General features: G+C 37.8%; 22 protein-coding genes. 12 read left to right on the forward strand and 10 right to left on the reverse strand.

Annotated elements, in window-relative coordinates:
• Positions 1-18: 18 nt before the first annotated feature.
• On the forward strand, positions 19-1,311 hold the full coding sequence (locus MHI47_RS00940) for an O-acetylhomoserine aminocarboxypropyltransferase/cysteine synthase family protein (protein WP_340761154.1): 1,293 nt from the start codon (positions 19-21) through the stop codon (positions 1,309-1,311).
• A gap of 130 nt (positions 1,312-1,441) precedes the next feature.
• Positions 1,442-2,428, forward strand: coding sequence for a homoserine dehydrogenase (locus tag MHI47_RS00945; protein WP_093536548.1), 987 nt, complete (start codon positions 1,442-1,444; stop codon positions 2,426-2,428).
• 173 nt (positions 2,429-2,601) lie between these two features.
• Here MHI47_RS00945 and MHI47_RS00950 read toward each other — a convergent pair whose 3' ends face one another.
• Complete coding sequence (locus tag MHI47_RS00950; protein WP_093536546.1) at positions 2,602-2,832, reverse strand: excisionase family DNA-binding protein; 231 nt, start codon at positions 2,830-2,832, stop codon at positions 2,602-2,604.
• Positions 2,833-2,932: 100 nt separating this feature from the next.
• Here MHI47_RS00950 and MHI47_RS00955 point away from each other — a divergent pair, with 100 nt between their 5' ends.
• Positions 2,933-3,829 carry a DMT family transporter gene (locus MHI47_RS00955; RefSeq protein WP_340761155.1) on the forward strand — a complete coding sequence of 299 codons (897 nt, stop codon included), beginning with the start codon at positions 2,933-2,935 and terminating at the stop codon, positions 3,827-3,829.
• A 64-nt stretch (positions 3,830-3,893) separates the two neighbouring features.
• Here the strand turns inward: MHI47_RS00955 and MHI47_RS00960 are convergent, their stop codons facing one another.
• Positions 3,894-4,550: a LytTR family DNA-binding domain-containing protein gene (locus MHI47_RS00960; RefSeq protein ID WP_245762660.1), complete on the reverse strand. Its 657-nt coding sequence runs from the start codon at positions 4,548-4,550 to the stop codon at positions 3,894-3,896.
• A gap of 205 nt (positions 4,551-4,755) precedes the next feature.
• On the opposite strand from MHI47_RS00960, the gene aceA reads away from it, so the two are divergent.
• The 4 genes from aceA (at position 4,756) to MHI47_RS00980 (ending at position 8,297) form a co-directional block, all read left to right on the forward strand.
• On the forward strand, positions 4,756-6,039 hold the full coding sequence (gene aceA, locus MHI47_RS00965) for an isocitrate lyase (protein ID WP_340829035.1): 1,284 nt from the start codon (positions 4,756-4,758) through the stop codon (positions 6,037-6,039).
• A 31-nt stretch (positions 6,040-6,070) separates the two neighbouring features.
• Positions 6,071-7,669 (forward strand): malate synthase A, encoded by a 1,599-nt coding sequence (gene aceB / locus MHI47_RS00970; protein ID WP_340829037.1) that lies wholly within the window; start codon positions 6,071-6,073, stop codon positions 7,667-7,669.
• Between the two features lie 30 nt (positions 7,670-7,699).
• Positions 7,700-7,822, forward strand: coding sequence for a protein YhfH (locus tag MHI47_RS00975; RefSeq protein ID WP_139219905.1), 123 nt, complete (start codon positions 7,700-7,702; stop codon positions 7,820-7,822).
• A 181-nt stretch (positions 7,823-8,003) separates the two neighbouring features.
• Positions 8,004-8,297, forward strand: coding sequence for an RNA polymerase alpha subunit C-terminal domain-containing protein (locus tag MHI47_RS00980; protein WP_093536538.1), 294 nt, complete (start codon positions 8,004-8,006; stop codon positions 8,295-8,297).
• A gap of 59 nt (positions 8,298-8,356) precedes the next feature.
• Here MHI47_RS00980 and MHI47_RS00985 read toward each other — a convergent pair whose 3' ends face one another.
• The 3 genes from MHI47_RS00985 to MHI47_RS00995 form a co-directional block, all read right to left on the reverse strand.
• Positions 8,357-9,040, reverse strand: coding sequence for a BsuPI-related putative proteinase inhibitor (locus MHI47_RS00985; protein ID WP_340761159.1), 684 nt, complete (start codon positions 9,038-9,040; stop codon positions 8,357-8,359).
• A 114-nt stretch (positions 9,041-9,154) separates the two neighbouring features.
• Positions 9,155-9,505: an ASCH domain-containing protein gene (locus MHI47_RS00990; RefSeq protein ID WP_093536534.1), complete on the reverse strand. Its 351-nt coding sequence runs from the start codon at positions 9,503-9,505 to the stop codon at positions 9,155-9,157.
• 182 nt (positions 9,506-9,687) lie between these two features.
• A complete protein-coding gene (locus MHI47_RS00995) occupies positions 9,688-10,152 on the reverse strand; it encodes a BsuPI-related putative proteinase inhibitor (protein WP_340761160.1) in 465 nt (154 codons plus the stop codon).
• Between the two features lie 190 nt (positions 10,153-10,342).
• Between MHI47_RS00995 and MHI47_RS01000 the strand changes: the two genes are divergently transcribed.
• Together MHI47_RS01000 and MHI47_RS01005 are read left to right on the forward strand one after the other, a co-directional pair.
• Positions 10,343-11,035 carry a response regulator transcription factor gene (locus MHI47_RS01000; protein ID WP_093536530.1) on the forward strand — a complete coding sequence of 231 codons (693 nt, stop codon included), beginning with the start codon at positions 10,343-10,345 and terminating at the stop codon, positions 11,033-11,035.
• Positions 11,036-11,176: 141 nt separating this feature from the next.
• A complete protein-coding gene (locus MHI47_RS01005) occupies positions 11,177-13,291 on the forward strand; it encodes a sensor histidine kinase (RefSeq protein WP_340829039.1) in 2,115 nt (704 codons plus the stop codon).
• Between the two features lie 704 nt (positions 13,292-13,995).
• On the opposite strand, the gene MHI47_RS01010 is transcribed toward MHI47_RS01005, so the two are convergent.
• A complete protein-coding gene (locus tag MHI47_RS01010; RefSeq protein WP_340829040.1) occupies positions 13,996-14,499 on the reverse strand; it encodes a nuclease-related domain-containing protein in 504 nt (167 codons plus the stop codon).
• Here MHI47_RS01010 and MHI47_RS01015 point away from each other — a divergent pair.
• The 3 genes from MHI47_RS01015 to MHI47_RS01025 are packed head-to-tail and all read left to right on the forward strand — an operon-like array spanning position 14,482 to position 15,988.
• Positions 14,482-14,946 carry a DinB family protein gene (locus MHI47_RS01015; RefSeq protein ID WP_340829042.1) on the forward strand — a complete coding sequence of 155 codons (465 nt, stop codon included), beginning with the start codon at positions 14,482-14,484 and terminating at the stop codon, positions 14,944-14,946. The two genes, MHI47_RS01010 and MHI47_RS01015, sit on opposite strands and share 18 nt — an antisense overlap.
• A 2-nt stretch (positions 14,947-14,948) precedes the next feature.
• Complete coding sequence (locus MHI47_RS01020) at positions 14,949-15,449, forward strand: DNA topology modulation protein FlaR (RefSeq protein ID WP_340829043.1); 501 nt, start codon at positions 14,949-14,951, stop codon at positions 15,447-15,449.
• Between the two features lie 29 nt (positions 15,450-15,478).
• Positions 15,479-15,988, forward strand: a complete 510-nt coding sequence (locus MHI47_RS01025) for a GNAT family N-acetyltransferase (RefSeq protein WP_340829045.1) — start codon at positions 15,479-15,481, stop codon at positions 15,986-15,988.
• Positions 15,989-16,094: 106 nt separating this feature from the next.
• Here the strand turns inward: MHI47_RS01025 and MHI47_RS01030 are convergent, their stop codons facing one another.
• From MHI47_RS01030 to liaF, 4 genes are all read right to left on the reverse strand, one after another.
• Positions 16,095-16,382, reverse strand: coding sequence for a hypothetical protein (locus MHI47_RS01030; protein ID WP_340761166.1), 288 nt, complete (start codon positions 16,380-16,382; stop codon positions 16,095-16,097).
• Between the two features lie 87 nt (positions 16,383-16,469).
• Entirely contained in the window at positions 16,470-17,111 is a 642-nt protein-coding gene (locus MHI47_RS01035; protein ID WP_093536519.1) for a response regulator transcription factor, read from the reverse strand.
• On the reverse strand, positions 17,086-18,174 hold the full coding sequence (locus tag MHI47_RS01040) for a sensor histidine kinase (protein ID WP_340761168.1): 1,089 nt from the start codon (positions 18,172-18,174) through the stop codon (positions 17,086-17,088). Before MHI47_RS01040 ends, MHI47_RS01035 begins: the two co-directional genes overlap by 26 nt.
• Positions 18,171-18,872, reverse strand: coding sequence for a cell wall-active antibiotics response protein LiaF (liaF, locus tag MHI47_RS01045; protein ID WP_093536515.1), 702 nt, complete (start codon positions 18,870-18,872; stop codon positions 18,171-18,173). Before liaF ends, MHI47_RS01040 begins: the two co-directional genes overlap by 4 nt.
• Positions 18,873-18,894 lie beyond the last annotated feature (22 nt).

Raw genomic sequence — 18,894 nt, forward strand, 5'->3', positions numbered from 1 at the left:
ATTTTAGGAGGAATTCAAATGACCAATCTACAAAAAGAAACACTACTTTTACACGGTGGCCAACAACCAGATCCAGTGACTGGATCACGAGCAGTACCCATTCATAAGACGACATCCTTTGTATTTAGAGATACAGAACATGCACAAAACCTATTTGCTCTTGCAGAAACAGGTAATATCTATTCACGTATTACGAATCCAACTGTGGATGTATTTGAACAACGAATTGCATTATTAGAGGGGGGAACGGCAGCAGTTGCATTTTCTTCAGGAATGGCAGCTATCGCATTTTCTATATTAAACATTGCAGGAGCAGGAGACGAAATTATTGCTGCTGAGAATTTATACGGTGGTACGTTTAATTTATTTGCTCATACATTGCCGCGATATGGTATAACGGTGAAATTTGTAGATTCTACAGATCCAGAAAATTTCCGAGCTGCTGTGACAGATAAAACGAAAGCATTTTTTGGAGAAATTATAGGAAACCCAAGCTTAAATGTATTAGATATAGAAAACGTAGCAGCCATTGCTAACGAAGTAGGAGTGCCTTTACTTGTAGATAGCACATTTGCTACTCCATATGGATCGAACCCTATTAAGTACGGTGCTCATGTCGTAATTCATTCAGCGACTAAGTGGATTGGTGGTCATGGTACTACGATTGGTGGAGTTGTAGTAGATGGAGGAAACTTCAATTGGGACTCCGAGAAATTTCCAGGATTCACACAACCGGATGTGACCTATCATGGTCTAAGATATGGAATAGACGTTCCAAACGTGGCATTTGCAGTGAAATTACGCGTTCAATTGCTTCGTGATTTTGGTCCAACTTTAAGTCCTGAAGCAGCATTTTCCTTTTTACAAGGACTAGAAACACTTCATTTACGCGTACCAAAGCATAATGAAAATGCACAAAAAATTGCGGAGTACTTAGAAAGTAACGAAGAAGTAACTTGGGTTAACTACTTAGGTTTAGAAAGTCATCCCTCCCATGAGCTTGCTAAAAAGTACTTACAGAATGGTTTTGGTTCCATCCTAACTTTTGGAGTGAAAGGTGGTAAAGAGGCAGGTCGTAATATTATCGATAATATTGAAATTTGGTCGCATGTAGCTAATGTCGGGGATGCTAAATCGCTAATAATCCACCCTGCATCTACAACACATCAGCAGTTAACTCCTGAAGACTTGGTGAAATCGGGCGTTACAGAAGACTTAATTCGCTTGTCTGTTGGACTAGAGGCGGTTGAGGATTTACAGTCTGCCCTTGATAAAGTACTTGTGGGAAAAACAAATGTCCTCTCTAGATAGAATTTTATTGATAATTGAGTAAAAATGGGCTACAATATGTAAAATAGTTCTTCGTATATGAATGCGATTAGATTTTACAAATTGAAGCAAATTGGAACTCAATTGTGCAAATTCAGTTGGAGGAGATAGCATGGCGACGATAAAAGCAGCAATCCTAGGTTTCGGAACAGTCGGGCAAGGGATTTACAACATTGTAAATGAAAAAAGAGAAGATCTGAAAAAGTCTTTAGGATTAGAACTAGAAATTAGTGCGATCCTCGTAAACAATGTTGGAAAAGAAAGAATGGCTACACCTGGTGTGTTAGTAACTGATAACTTTGAGGATATTATTAATATACCTGGACTCCAAGTGGTATTCGAGGCAATTGTAAATGAGGAACCGGCATATAACTACTTATGTAGAGCGATTGATAAAGGATGTCATGTAATAACAGCAAATAAAGTAATGTTCTCCAAATATAGTATTCCATTACATGAGCGTGCAAAGTCTCGTGGAGTATTTATAGGATATGAAGCAACAACAGCCGGCGGAGTTCCAGTTATTAAGACATTAAAAAATCTATTACAAGTTAACTCAGTGAAAAGAATCCAAGGGATCTTAAATGGTACATCGAACTACATTTTGACACAAATGCGTCAGGATGAATGTCCATTTGATGACTCATTAAAAGAGGCGCAGGACCTTGGTTATGCAGAAGCAGATCCATTTAACGATGTGTCCGGGCAAGATGCTTTCCGAAAACTGATGATACTAAGCGCACTAGCGTTTAAAAAACAGCCAAATTGGAACGATGTTCGTGTAGTTGGTATTGATGAAATCTCATTAGAGGATGTCCGCAAAGCCAAAGAACAAGGACTACGTTATCGCCATGTAGCAGAAATAGAGCAAGACGAAAACGGTGAACTATACGCATCAGTTGGTCCACAACTAGTAGGGCCAGATCATCCATTATACTCAATAGAAGGTGTAAACAACGCAGTTGCACTAGATACAAACTATATTGGAACATTAACATTAGTCGGTCCAGGAGCAGGTATGTACCCAACAGCAAGTGTGATGGTAGAAGATTATGCAGAAATAATCGGAAAAAGAGCTGGATTCTTTATTACTATATAATTTTTAGTTTAGGGTACTAGTATATTTTATTTATTTACTTAATTGATTGAAGTGGAGGGCGGCGACTCCAGCGGGAAGCGTCCGCCTGAAGCGAAAATCAACGGTATTGTTTACAGGACCTATTAATAAAAAAGGACATTCTCCTCATTCGGAGAACGTCCTTTTCCTTTGTATTAATCTTCGTCTTTTACATCAATATCATCCGGAATCGGAGTATTTCGCCATTCATCGATTTGTCGCTTCAAATCCTCAATTTGCAGTAAGTGCGTTTCAAATTGAGCACTATTCACGTAATACTCTTCCCCATCAAAAATAGCACGAATTTTTTTCTCTGAAATATATCGTTTTACTTGATCAATAGGCATTGATAAATAATTCGCAGTTTCTTCTACTGTCATATACATGTAAAATGCCTCCTATCCTTATTAGTATAAGATACGATTGGCGGTAACTCAATATGTGCTATATTGGAAGTTAGAAAATGTGGAAAGGTAGGGAGAAAACTTGACCGTATTACCATACATATTTGTTCTACTTGGTGCTATTTTATGGGGGACAACAGGCACTGCACAAACATTTTTACCAGACAGTGCGCATCCTTTTATCATTAGTGCTGGACGATCAGCAACAGGTGGATTATTCCTGCTGATCATTATGGTTTTATTAAAAAAAATTAAATTCCGTTCATGGCCCTGGAAGCAAACACTATACGCCGCTGTATGTATCTCTTTGTTTCAGCTCTTATTCTTTTCTTCTGTGCGTTTAACAGGTGTAGCTGTAGCAAGTGTGGTTGCCATTGGAAGTGCACCAGTATTTTCAGGTTTAATAGAATGGATATTTTTAAAGATGCGCCCTACAAAAGTGTGGGGATTCTCGACTGGCTTAGCTATTATAGGTTGTATGTTATTATTTGTTACAAAAGGTGAAGTGAGTATAAATCCATTTGGGGTTCTGTATTCCTTAATCGCGGGTATTATCTTTGCATTGTATACAATGACAAGTAAATCTATGTTGCAAAAAGAAGAGGCAATGTCGGTCGTTGCAATGACTTTTTCACTAAGTGCTTTACTGTTGACGCCTTCTTATTTCCTATTTGACGTGAGTTGGTTGAATGATGCAGGAAACATAGGAATCATTTTTTACTTGGGAATAGCAACAACTAGTATTGCATATGTATTATACGGCTGGGGTCTTCGTAAAATACCCGCCTCCTCTGCGTTAACTTTGTCTCTGGCAGAACCGACGACAGCTGCTTTACTTGGGGTAGTTGTGGTAGGGGAAATTCTTAGTACAACCTCTTGGATGGGGATTGGTTTATTGCTTGGGAGTATCGCTATTTTAACACTAGGGAGTAAATCGGCTAGGGGACAATCTGAAGGCGTAGGTAAAGTGTCTGTTTAACTAAGACTGTAAATAAGGAGGGCTGTTTCGAGAAATCGGAACAGCCTTTAATTATTATTCTCGTTTAAAACCCTAACACTGCTCGAACATCTGTCATATAAGACTGACTTACCGGTAATTCGGTTCCGTCCTGTAACTGTATTAACAAATTAGAAGAAAAATCGCGGACGATTCGGTCGATAAATGAAATATTAACAATATAAGAGCGGTGAATACGTAAAAAGTTATCTGGTAACCGGAGTTGTAATTCCTTCAAAGGGATACTAGTTTTATAAGGCTCTTTATTGGCGTAGAACCATGTCTTTTTTTGAAGACTTTCAATATGAGACACTTTTTCAATAGAGATTGGTTTCCATTCGTCTTCCTGCTTCCCCGTTAAAAACTTATAAGGAGAAGTAATGGGAACTGCATGATGAGGGGGGAGTATAACAACCAATGCCGCTTTTTCCCCATTAATCTCAATTGGATAACCAATTCCGTAATAGGGAACTTGAAATAATGCATCTTCTAATACAGCTTCTATTCTACATCCTCTCGTCAGTACTAGATCAGCTACACTATTAGGATGGATTTTCTGTCCTGCTTTTAGATGAAGATCATGCCCTCCTGCTTGGTAGTATATATACTGATCTCCAGCCGCTATAGCGATAGAGGCCTCTTTGGGCACCCATTCCTCCATTATTAAACTATACTGTTTTAGTTGCTCTATTTTAAAATCCACTAACACACCTCGTTTTCTTAATATTCTGTGTTCATCTCACTAATTCTTCGTTCATCCTAAAAAAACAATATTTCATCCAAATATCTATACAAAAAACAACTTTCTGTTATATATTAGATTACAAGAAAAGGAACTGTTATGATACAGTAAAAAAGTCGTATTTTTAAACAGTGTTCCTCTACAAAACATTAAGGGGTGTATGTACATGTCAAAAAGACAACAACAGGTAGAAGAGCTTCAACAACAATGGAAAGAAGAAAACCGTTGGAACGGTATTGAACGTCCATATTCTGCAGAAGATGTAGTGAAATTACGTGGCTCGGTCATTATTGAACAAACATTAGCGCGAAAAGGTTCTGAACGTTTATGGAAGTCGCTTCATCAAGAAGACTTCATCAACGCCCTTGGAGCTTTAACTGGTAATCAGGCAGTGCAACAGGTAAAAGCTGGACTTCAAGCAATTTACTTAAGTGGCTGGCAGGTAGCAGCAGATGCAAACCTTTCAGGTCAAATGTATCCAGATCAAAGCTTATACCCTGCAAACAGTGTGCCGGCAGTAGTTAAGCGTATTAACCAAGCGTTACAACGTGCAGATCAAATTGACCAAGCGGAAGGTAGAGAAGATGAGTTTGACTGGTTTGCACCTATTATTGCAGATGCAGAAGCTGGGTTTGGCGGACCATTAAATGTTTTCGAACTGATGAAAGGTATGATTGAAGCTGGAGCGGCGGGTGTCCATTTAGAAGATCAACTTGCTTCTGAAAAGAAATGTGGACATCTTGGTGGGAAGGTTCTTCTACCTACTCAAAATGCCATTCGTAATTTAGTATCAGCTCGACTAGCAGCAGATGTAATGGGGGTTCCAACTGTATTAATTGCACGTACGGATGCAGATGCGGCAGATATGGTAACGAGTGACATTGACCCACGTGACGCAGATTTCATAACTGGTGAAAGAACACCTGAAGGGTTCTTCAAAACAAAACCAGGAATTGACCAGGCAATCGCACGTGGTTTAGCATACGCGCCATACGCGGATCTTATATGGTGTGAAACTTCTCATCCTAGTTTAGAGGAAGCTAAACAATTCGCTGACGCTATACATGCAAAATTCCCAAGTAAATTGCTAGCGTACAATTGTTCACCTTCCTTCAACTGGGAAGCAAACTTGGATCAGGAAACAATTGCAAAATATCAAGTAGAGCTAGGGAAGATGGGTTACAAATTCCAATTCGTAACACTAGCAGGGTTCCATGCGTTGAACCACAGCATGTTTGAACTAGCGCATGATTATAAAACAAATGGTATGGCAGCATACTCTAAACTCCAACAAGCAGAATTTGCAAATGAAACAAAAGGATATACAGCTACGAAACATCAACGTGAAGTTGGGACCGGATACTTCGATGAGATCTCACAAATCGTGTCAGGTGGAACTTCCTCTACTACAGCGATGAAAGGCTCTACAGAAGTAGCACAGTTTGCTTAAACCAAACATGGGGATGGGAGGTTAATGATAAATGGAACAACTAAAGACTAAAAGGATTGAAATTTTAGGGAAAGAGGTTGAAGGCATTGACGAAATTTTAACGCTAGAAGCATTAGATTTCGTAGCTTCCCTCCATCATCTCTTTGATAGGAGAAGAAAAGAATTGCTACAAGCACGTCAGTTTCGTCAAGAGAAATTAGATAACGGGGCAACATTGGACTTTTTATTGGAAACCAAAACAATTCGAGAAGGAGACTGGACAATAGCTCCCCTCCCAGAGGACTTACAGGATCGCCGCGTCGAAATAACTGGCCCGGTTAATCGTAAAATGGTCATCAATGCATTAAATTCAGGGGCAAAGACATTTATGGCTTGTTTTGAAGACGCTACTTCGCCCACTTGGGAAAATATGATTGATGGTCAGCTCAATATGCGTGATGCTGTTCGCAAAACAATCTCTTATACACAGCCTGAAACGGGTAAAGTATATAGCTTGAAAGAACAACCAGCAGTCCTCATTGTAAGACCTAGAGGATTCCATCTTTTGGAGAAAAATATACGGATAGATGGTGAGTCAATCTCTGGTAGCTTCTTCGACTTTGGACTTTATTTCTTCCACAATGCAAAGGAAGCGATTGCTCAGGGAACTGGTCCTTACTTTTACTTACCGAAGTTAGAAAGTCATTTGGAAGCACGATTATGGAATGATATTTTCGTCTATGCACAGCAACAATTAGAAGTTCCTAACGGGACGATTAAGGCAACTGTTTTAATCGAAACAATCATGGCGGCATTCGAAATGGATGAAATTTTATATGAGCTTCGAGAGCATTCGGCAGGTCTAAACTGTGGACGTTGGGATTATATTTTTAGTTATATTAAACGACTTCGCAACCAGTCCCAGGTCATCTTGCCCGACAGAGGTCAAGTGACGATGACGTCACCATTTATGCGTGCTTATTCGCAGTTATGTATCCAAACCTGCCATCGACGAAATGCATCAGCCATTGGTGGAATGGCTGCACAAATTCCCATAAAAGGGGACGAAACAGCAAACGCAACAGCTTTCGCAAAAGTAAGCGAAGATAAACGGAGAGAAGCAACGGATGGACATGATGGAACATGGGTGGCACACCCAGGGTTAGTGCCTGTCGCTTGGGAGCAGTTCCAAGAACATATGCCTACGCCAAACCAAATTCATCGAAAACGAGAAGACGTCCAGGTAACAGCGGCTAATTTACTCGAAGTACCAAAGGGAACTATAACCGAAGAAGGCCTTCGTATGAACTGCAGTGTAGGGGTTCAATATATAGCATCTTGGCTACGTGGAAATGGAGCAGCTCCGATTAATAACTTAATGGAAGATGCTGCAACGGCAGAAATTTCTCGTACACAAGTATGGCAATGGATTAGGCATCCAGAAGGAAAGATAGAGGATGGACGAAAAATTTCCATCACTTTAGTAGAACAAGTTTTAACAGAAGAATTAGGGAAACTGAAAGCAACTTTTGGAAATGACATATACGGAAACGGTCGCTACACAGAAGCGGCAGAGTTATTCCTATCATTAGTAAGAGAAGATGAATTTATCGAGTTCTTAACATTGCCAGGCTACGAAAAGATTAGCTAAAAAAACAATCCATTCAAGGAGGTGATTTGCATGAAATTAACTACTCAAGAAGTAAATACAAAGCATTGTCGTGAATGTGGATGTGTTATTAATGAGCAAGTAGAATCATCCCTTTACGAGTGTGAACGTTGCATCGGCATGAACGAGGAATAACTATATCGAAAAAAACAGGAATTTCTATAAATCTTAAGAACTTGTAAGCAAATTTAAATTATAGAATATAAACCTTTTAACTAATCTTTTATAGATATGTTAGGAGGTTTTTATTTTTTTAAAGCATTTGTGTCATAATAGTAGTTAATATTAGGTATTAGAGAATCTAAGGGGTGTTAAAATGGCAACTTCTGAAAAAGAGTTAAGGACCTGCAACAAAGGGCATAAGTATTATAAAAGTAGTGACTGTCCGACTTGTCCAATGTGTGAGCAAGGAAGCAAACCTAATAGCGGTTTTCTATCGCTGCTCTCTGCACCAGCAAGAAGAGCGTTGATGAATAACGAAGTTACTTCCTTGCAGAGGCTCTCTGAATTCAGTGAGAAAGAAATTTTAAAGTTCCATGGTATAGGTCCCGCTTCTTTGCCAACACTTAAAGAAAGTTTAAGAAGAGAAGGTTTAACCTTCAAAAGTTAATAATGTATACAAAATGCACCGCAAAAATGCGATGCATTTTTATGTGGTTATTTAGATTGTTATTCTGCAGGATACGTGGTCTGAACAGTTTTTTGCCCATTTTCTTCTACATATTCAATGATTAAATGTGTGCCTTCTTCTACGTTTTCAAACTGAGGCATCGCCACCTCAGATAATTGCATTACTTCTGTTTCACCAGCTAGGTTTTTTACTTCAATAGAGTGTGGATCCACTAGTCCGGTAAATTTTATTTCCTGTGTTTGAACGACAAGTTTTCCCGGTGAAGTCAAAAACTCATACGCAACTTTTTCTTTTTGGTCATTTAACCCTTTGGCGGTGGACCAAACGGTCAATGTGTAAGGACCTGGGGGAATTCCCACAAGTTCTTCTTTCAGATTAAGTGGGATCGTCCATTCCTCATTAGGCTGAAGTTTCTTTTCTTGTATTTCTTGCATGAATAATTTATTTGCTGAATATGTGTAAATGATTTCCTTCTCATTATTTAATAGTTGGAATTCGATTTGTTGACCACTCGACATTTCCAAAACTGCTTCTTCTGAAGTATCATTCTTTAGCGTAAATGATCCTTCTCCATTTGTTGTTATATCAATTCGTGTGGATACAGTATCTTCTACGGCATCACTTCCAGTTGTATATTCACTTAGACTGGATCCACAACTAGCCAATATAAAGAGGGGGATTACAAGTAATAAAATCCAATTGATTGTTTTGTTCTTTCTCATGTTGTACACCTCCTGTTTACAAATTAGACCATCTTTTGGATAAAAAGTTTCATACGATGAGAACAAAATTTTCCACAAAAAAACTTCCCTGTGTTAATCACAGAGAAGTAGTTATTATGCTTTTACTGGGCTAAATTCATGAACCCATACAGTCATATGAGGTAACCAAGGCATACCAGGGTGATAAGACAAGATGGACTGTTTATAATCTTCCACTGATTCAAAGCCTTCTTGGTTTGCATGTTCATCCATCAAGTCACCAAGTGTTTGAATATATACACGGTCTACAACGAATGATTGTCCTTGAAGCTCCATAATCTCGCCTACATCTGCGTAGCGACCATTACGTCGTGTAGCAGTTTTTTTACCTTGTAATACTAAAGCAACATCAGATTCCATTGTCACTAATCGTTCAATGGAACATGTTTTTGGAGGTAAAGTTGTTGTTTCTTCGTGATTTGTCATTGATAGTCCACCTTAAAAAATATTTTCTACTTCTAACTAGTGTACATGTAAAATGTATTGCGGACTATGGTTAGATAAGCACTTTTTAGGTTGTTGGAGCAAATTGCACCGAGATCACTTTATGCTCAAGTTCAACTGGAGACTGTTTTCCCCTCATTTAAGAACATTTTCGTGTTATTAAACTATTTTCCAGCCCATTCATAGGCTATCTCTTGTTTCTTATCACTTAGTTCCTTTGCAGCTGACCAAGCGATAAGGGTGTATGAGCCAGCAGGAACTTCCGCCAATTCTGTTTTTAACTCAAGTTGGATAACGACTTCTTCGTTTGGTTGTATCACATTTTCGGACATCATAAGGACAAATACTTTGTCGGCAGAATAAGTAAATACAATATTTTTTTCATTGTCTAAAAGCTGATATTCTACTTCTTGGCCACTACCATACGTTAAAGTTGCTTCTTCATTTGTTTCATTTTTAATCGTAAAAGTAGCATTCCCATCTTCTTTAACTTCTAATTTAGTTGTAATAGTTTTTTCCTCCTTTGGTTTAGATTCATTTCCAGTAGTAGTATCTGTATTGTTCGTTCCGCAGCTTGCTAATATTAATATGAGGGAAAAGGTACATAAACCAAAAATTATTCTTTTCAAATTAATCACTCCTCTACCTTATTAGACAGTTCTGCGGATGAAAAGTTACATATGAACTTCCTGACTTATTTTCTTAAGAATTTCTTCATATTTTCCCTACTGGAATGTTAAGGAATGAAGGGTACAATAAGTAACATAAGAGTGATGAGGGATACATAAATCATATCGTGCAGACCAAGGGGGTAAACGAATGACACAGTTCACAGTATTAGTAACCGACGATGACAAGGACATTCGAGATGGTATCGAAATTTATTTGAAAAATGAAGGCTACCACGTTTTAAAAGCTGCAGATGGATTAGAAGCATTGCAGTTAATAGAAGAAAACGAGGTTCATGTCATTGTATTAGATATTATGATGCCTAAAATGGATGGAATTTCAGCGACTTTTAAAATTAGAGAACAAAAAAATATTCCTATTATTATGCTAAGTGCAAAAGCTGAGGACTCAGACAAAATTCATGGGTTATCGGTTGGAGCAGATGACTATGTAACGAAACCTTTTCATCCGATGGAATTGGTAGCACGTGTAAAGTCTCAGCTTAGAAGATATACCAAGTTAGGAAATTATCAGGGGCAGCAGCAAGTTATTGAACTAGATGGACTAACACTAAACAAAGAAGCGAAGGACCTCTCAGTAGAAGGAGAGTCCGTTAAACTAACACCAATTGAATTTAAGATTACAGAGCTACTAATGGTTAATGCAGGACGTGTTTTTTCGATCAATGAAATATATGAACGCGTTTGGAATGAACCAGCATATAACGCTGAAAATATAGTAGCTGTTCATATCCGGAAAATTCGAGAAAAGATAGAAGCGGATCCTAAAAATCCTAGATATTTAAAGGTGGTGTGGGGCGTTGGCTATAAGATCGACAAGTAAAATGAGTTTACTTTTATCTGTAGTGGCAATTGTCTGCGGGATACTTTGTTTGTTTTATTGTATAACCAACCTTGTGCCTATAGTAGAAATTAGAGAAAGCTTTGTAGAAATTATTCAAAACATGAAAGGGGGAATAGTGGGGTGAAGAAACCAATTATAAAGGATATAATACTTTCTTTGTTAGCGGTGATAATGGTTTTAGCATTTTTTACTTTAACTAGAGAAAGTGGTAATTATATAGGGAAAAACTATTTTGATAGTGATGGGTTTAAAATAGAAGTGAGCAATTTTGAGTCGTCCATTGTTTCGCTTATTTTAGCTGTTCCAGAAAAAGAAGAAATGAAGAAGAATATTACTGTAACAGCGGAGGAAATAGATGAACATCGCTATCAGTTTGGTAGTTTGCAAGAGCAACTTGACTCTATCACCGCTCAATATGAAGCAAGAACAGACGAAGCATCAATTGCAGAGCGAAACAAAAAAATGGAAGACATTACAAAAAACTTCGAGAATAATGAATATGTAGCTGATAAAGTGAGAATGGAAAAGGAAAAGCTAGTGGATGAGTACTTTCAAGCTTTAGAGGCAAGTAAAAATGAATTCCTAAATTATAATGACGAATTTATATATAGTTTAAAAAATACAGAGACGGGTGAAAAATTTAATAACGGCGATTTAGATACAAAGCTTGCTTATAAAAAAGAGTATTCAAGTAAGTCGACGTATTTAAAGGGCAATGTGATAAATGAAAATACAGAAAACTCCTCGTATCTGCAAAATTTAGTTGGCTATAGTTTTCCGAAATTCGAAGGAACTATTGCTATACCAGAGGCTAGTATTATAAATGGGGATCGGGCGGATAACTATCAGTATTTTAAAAAAGAAGAGAGATTCTTTTATGGGATCCTCATTCTAGGTGTCCTAGCCACTATTGCATTTATTAGCTTATGGAAGAAAGACAAGGTTCATTTTCAGCATGAAGAAGGAAAACGTAAATATCATAGACTGCCAATAGATGTTCAGTGGGTATTATTTTTTGCCAGCATATTTATTGTATTTATTGCTACGAATGAATTGAGAATGAGTATTTTACATTATGGTGGATTCGATATTCCAATCTTTACATTACTCCTTGCAGTGTTCTTAACAGCTTTAGCGTTCTATCAATGGCAGTGGATTAAAGGAAGTTTTGAAGATATAGATTGGAGTAAAAGCCTCTTATACAGTTGGTTTAAATCTTTAGAAGGATTATTCTTAAAACGCACTATTGGGATGCAAACGTTGATCATGCTCACGGTTATATTCCTCTGGGGATTTGGAACAATGATGGTTTTCTGGCAACCTGCAGTATTACTACTTTGGATACCAGCAACTATATTTATAGGTATTCCAATACTGGTGTTCTTATTGGCTAGAATGTCATACTTGAACCGAATTATTATGAAGACGGAAGAAATGGCAAGAGGCGTAATTGGCAATGAGATTGAAGTAAGAGGGAAGTCACCGATTGCTGAGCACGCCGCTAACTTAAATGGACTTCGTAGCCGTATAAAATCATCCCATTCGGAGCAAGCAAAAAGTGAACGCTTGAAAACGGAGCTTATTACAAATGTTAGCCATGATCTTCGTACACCGCTAACATCTATCATTACGTATACCGATTTGTTAAAAAATCCAAGCATTACAGATGAAGAGCGAGCATCCTATATTGCAATATTGGATAAAAAGTCGATGCGTTTGAAAACACTAATTGAAGATTTGTTTGAAGTATCTAAAATGACAACCGGCAATATTGAATTAGATAAACGAAAAGTAGACTTAACGCAGCTCTTGCAGCAAGCAATAGCTGAACATCAGGAAGACATTGATCAGTCGGGTCTAGACTATCGTGTAGTTATTGGCACAAAACCAATCATGTCCTATGTCGATGGACAAAAGTGGTGGAGAGTCCTGGATAACCTGATCATCAATACACTAAAGTATGCCCTACCTAATACTCGTGTATATATCAATTTGGACCAAATGGACGGAGAAGCTGTGTTTGTCATCAAAAATATAGCGAAGTATGAGCTAGGCAACGATGTGAATGAATTAACTGAGCGATTCAAACGAGCAGACACATCTCGTCATACAGAAGGATCCGGACTTGGTCTTGCAATCGCACAATCCATCGTGGATTTACATGGAGGCAGCTTGCAAATGGAAGTAGACGGAGATCTGTTCAAAGTAACGGTGAAAATTGCAGTAATAGTATAAAAAAGAGAGAAATCCCAGTGGGGTTTCTCTTTTTTGTGTTTCGGAAATGCTCTTAGTTGTAATTTTGAGCTGTTTAGTTGGAATAGTGGAGAGGTTAGTTGGAATTTTGAATGATTTAGTTGTAATAATGAGCATATTAGTTGGAATAGTAAAAAAATCCCACAAAAAAGACCGCCAAAATTAGCGGTCGTGAGACATCACGTAATGTCTTAGTTTATGATTATTCACTGGTTGGAGGGGAAGCTTATTTAATAAATAGTTTCCAGCATGCTTGTCCTTCAATTCAAGGAAGTAGACACATTCACGGTTTGTAATAGAGTCTTTCATTAGGTAAAACCAATCTTCAACGGCCTGTTGCTGGAGAAGGAGTTTACCCACTTTGCAAGTGGGGCACTTTAACTGACCACTCACTTTCCTTTTACAAATAGGGCATATCAAACCGGTTTTCACATCAGCAAGTTTCACTGGATATGTTTGTGCTATTGAAGGAGGGATATATTCAAAGGATTTAGCAGCAAGTTGCCTGGATAACTGATTGAATTTGGTGGTTGATAGCACATCGGGCAACTGATTATAATCATCCATATAGATGGAGATGTCGCAGCCCATAACAATTGTGGTATATTTTGGAGGAAGTACTACATGTGTGTTTTACTGTAGGCAAGAACAATGAGTTTTTTTATAGGAAGATCTATTTTTAATTCCTATAGGATTACCTGGAGCTTTTTTGTTTGACGTGTTATTTGCTGTTCGGGGCATTTAAAGGGAGTGACTTCGCCGTCAAACTCTCTTATAAGTTGATCAGGATTTTTTTGAAAGGCAATTTTCCCTCGGATGTTTTTAATTTCTAAAAGAGCTATATATTTCTTTGTGAGAATAAGCGTATCCATTTGGAGATAACTGTTGGAATCTATTTGAATGTGGAGGTCTTTAAGTATGGCATAGCTTTTAGGGAAGGGAACCTGTTCGAGAAAGTTATCCACATAGCATTCTCCGTGAAATCCTGCTTCTATTGCTTTAATACGTTTCTCTACTTCTATATAAGTAGGGTGATAGATAGGTAAACGTTGTAGAATTCGCCTGTAGATTGGAATCGACTTTGGAAATTTGCGTGGTATATCGATGACACATTCCTCCTTTTCAATGAAAATACCATTTTTACAAACATATAACAAGTAGGGGATGAAAACATGGAAACGTTGAATCAATTAAATTTTGCTCGGGTTTATACATTAGGAAGAATTAGCCAAGTAAATGAAGCTTCATGGGATATACAACCGACAGGATTCAATAATACTATTCGGTGGAATGTAGGACATATTTACGTGAATGCTGAGATACTAACGCAAAGAGCAATTTCAACCTATGAAATTGTACATCCGGAGTGGGTAACACTGTTTGTTCCGGGAACAAAACCAAGTGATTGGAATGTGGAACCGCCAACTTCAGATGAACTAGTCAGTGCTTTAAAGGAACAAGCGGAGCGAATAAAATCAGTGCTAGACGATCAGCTAGCCAATATTTTAATAGAGTCGATGTCTATAGGTAAGCTCCATGAAATGAAGACAGTTGAGGCACTAGTGCAATTCTTGGTTTGGCATGAAGGCGTACATGCTGGAATTATCCACGCATTGAACCGTGCAACAAGTGATTGACGATGAAAATATATATTGTAGGCTCAGTAGGAAGTGGCAAAACTACCCTTGCTCGTAAAGTTGCAGCCCAACTTCACCTACCACACTTTGAAACGGATAATTTCGTATGGAACCATCAGCCAACTGGTGACATCCGAAATGAAATAGATGTTAGAAACCAACTATTTATCAATGCCGTTAAACAAGAAAAATGGGTAATAGAGGGCGTTCACATCGACTGGACAGATGAGGCGTTACTCGCAGCAGATCAAATTGTTTTCTTAGACATCCCTGTGAATAAAAGAACATGGCGCATTATTAGAAGATACATTCGTCAACTTTTAAAAATAGAAAAGGGTAACTACAAACCGACCTTTACTATATTCCGGAAGATGTTCCAGTGGAACATGTACTTTGAAGAACAAATGAAACCAGCTTTCATGCAGAAATTTGAAGTCTACGGATCGAAAGTGCATTACCTTTATACAAATGAAGACGTCGAAGATTGGTTTCGGGAACTTTAAATAAAAAAATGGGATGGCGGTTTGTTCAAATGAATATATTTATTGAAAAATTACATGTGGCAGACGAAGAAAATTTGTTTAATTTTGAACTTGAAAACAGAACTTTTTTTGAGGAAATGGTACCTACGCGTGGAGATAATTTCTATAACCCAGAGAATTTTAAAAAAATCCATAAAACTTTACTTGAAGAACAAGTTAATGATGATTCCTATTTCTATTTAATAAAAGATAGTGAAAGCTCAATTTTAGGCAGAATTAATTTAGTCGATATTGAGAAAATGGATAAAATCGGTTACCTCGGTTATAGGGTGGGGCAGGCACACATTGGAAAGGGAATTGCCAATAAAGCATTGAAATTATTAATAGAAACAGTAACTGGGAAGGGCATAAAACAGATTAAAGCCAAAACAACAACTAATAACATAGCATCCCAAAGAGTTTTAGAGAAAAATGGATTTGAAAGAATAGAAACTAGTAGTGAAGAGTTTGAAATGAATGGTCAGATGCTGAAATTTGTTTACTATATTTTAAAAATCTAGTTTTACATATGGTTTTTTTGAAGTCGAGCAGTTTTACTAAGGATAGCATTTGTTTTATACACCCCCAAAATAACTAAATAACTTTAATGAGCCAAATAAAAAAGGATCACCATCTTCTAAAATGGTCATCCTTTTTTTTCATTGTATCTATTTCCTTTATCAAATAATCCAGTTTACTTTGTATATCTGATAACTGCTGTTGATTTGCTTGCTTTTTTTGTTCTACATTCTTTTCTTCTTGAGCCAGCTCCGAAAGGGCAATGCCTTCGCCTATGGTTTCAATAATGTACCCAATCGTTACAACAACAGTACCTAGAAATCCTACTTTTGCAGCTAGATTACCCTGTTGCTCACTCTCGTTCTCCTGCTGTTCATTAGGGTCTAGTGGGTTCATGCGCACTAACATCCTTTATGCTATCTTTTTGTCCCGGTTTAACAGGAAGTTTTCCTTTAATAGCATATGATGGCGATAATGAATTAGTTATTTTTTTGTGGGAACCATTTTATGTTCAAATGCATAAATTACGGCTTGTGTACGATCACTTACCTCGAGTTTTGATAATATATTACTGACATGCGTTTTTGCTGTTTTTAATGCTATAAAAAGAGTGTCTGCTATATCTTGATTTGTTTTGCCTTCTGCCATTAGTAAAAGTACTTCATGTTCTCGGTCTGTTAAATCCTCATGGAGAGCATGATCCGATCCTTGACGCATACGCTTCATCATTTTATTGGTTACTTCAGGCTCTAATACAGCATCTCCATTCAAGGTTTTACGTATAGAATCTGCAATATGAGAGGCTTTTGACGTTTTTAACAAATAACTGATAGCTCCAGCTTCGAGTGCTGGATACACTTTGTCATCATCTATAAAGCTGGTGACTATCATTACTTTCGCTTCTGGCCATTGCCCGACAATTTCCCGTGTAGCTTCTGCACCATTCATAATCGGCATAACCATATCCATCAAAATAATATCAGGCTTGTGCACTAGAGCCATATCCACAGCTTCTTTTCCATTTACCGCTTCAGCGACTACTTCCATATCAGGCTGTGCTTGTAAGTAAGCGGAAACCCCAATACGTACCATTTCATGGTCATCCGCTAATAAGATTCGAATCATTTTTTTGCTCTCCTTTCTCCAACTGGATTGTTTCAATATCTATCTTCTCAATCGGTAGCTTCACTTCTACAATTGTACCTTGAGAAGGAACAGAAACAATTTTACTTGTTGCACCAATTTCCACAGCTCTCTCTTGTACACTTTGCAACCCGTAAGAGCCATTTTTGGAATCGACCTGTTCAAATCCTACTCCATTATCTTGAACTCGGAAAATAGCAAGATTATCTCGTTCCACGAATAATATATCGACTTCAGTTGCGTTTGCGTGTCGTAGTGTATTGGATAACGTTTCCTGTGCAATTCGGAAAAGATGATCCTCTGCTCCTTTTGACAAAGGGACATCTTCTAAGCGATAACGAATCGTGAAAAATACTTTTTCTTGTAATTCTATAAGTAGTTCCTCCAAACCTTCTTTTAACGTTTTATCATGAAGGGCTGCTGGACGGAGATGTAGTAATAATGCTCGCATTTCTAATTGTGCTTGTTGAACTATTTTTTCTGTTTGTAACAATGTTTTTGGGGCTTTTTCATGTTGTGATTCTTCTATTTCTACCATAGCAGACAAAAGCATAGACGCAGCGAACAATTGTTGAGATACGGAATCATGTAGTTCTCTAGCCAGTCGCTGTCTTTCTTGCACGATTCTCTCTTGAATAACTCTATCTTGGTCCTCTGCTTTTTCATTCGTAATGCGTTGTAATGTCTTACGCTGAGTTATGATAAGTTGCTCTAACTGTGTTGTAGTAACATGTAATCGTTTAGAGTACGTATATTTCCTCTTTGTTGGTTCAAATGCCTCGGCCGCTAGCAAAGGGCGAAGGCTAATATCAATCTTCTTTTCCTGATCTCGAACCTTTAGTAGTGTATTCAGTGAAAAACTAAAACTTATAATAGCAAGAATGATAATAATCCAAGCACCAAAAGGCACCTCTGCGTACTTTGATTCTAATAAGGACCACCAAGCATTTTCATTGGGCCAACCCCATAGTGCATAAAGCAAAAGTGCTGCAAGTGATAATAAGGTGAAAAAAATAGAGAAACCTTGCCCCAAAATAATTTTCATTTGCGGATCACCTCAATATCCCCAATCCATGTGGATACAGTAATGACTAGCTCTGAAGCATACAGAACGTCGTCTAAATAACCATCTTTCACTAGAACAGATTGGTTCCATAGACGTTGAACGCCACGACCAAAGATGTCCGCCTCTCCGATTATCGTTGCAAAATGTAGTCTTACTGGAATTTCGTATGGTACATAGATGGTCACCTTTCCAAGGGACTGGCGAACGGAAACAAAAGATAGGCCTTTTGGCAATACTGTTTGTGTTACATCAATCACTTGTTCTCCATAAAAGCTTTGCACATGGACATCTTGCCACTCGTAAGCATTAAAGGGAGTTGTTTGAGAAGAGAATAACTTATTCTGTATAATACTATTTGGAGTTTCTTTATATACTGTGTCAAATGGACGGACCATATGTTGAATAGGTTCATTTTTCCAGAGTTTATACAGGATGTACCCCATTATAGCGAGAAGTAGAAGTCGCAAACTCCACATAGAAAAAATCGCTATAATCAAAAGAATAAATCCAGTCCAAAATAAAAAGCGGGTACGTTTTCGCAAGCTAAAATACATCATCCCGATGCCAAGAAGAACTAATACAATACTGCCATTCCCGAAAATTGTAGCCTCTATGAACATAAGGAAAACAAAACAAATGAGTATAAAAGCTAACTTGTTCGTTTGGTTTTCTTTCATAATGAGTATTCCTCCTTCTTCG

It is taken from the genome of Psychrobacillus sp. FSL H8-0487 (assembly GCF_038008385.1).
Lineage (GTDB): Bacteria > Bacillota > Bacilli > Bacillales_A > Planococcaceae > Psychrobacillus > Psychrobacillus psychrotolerans.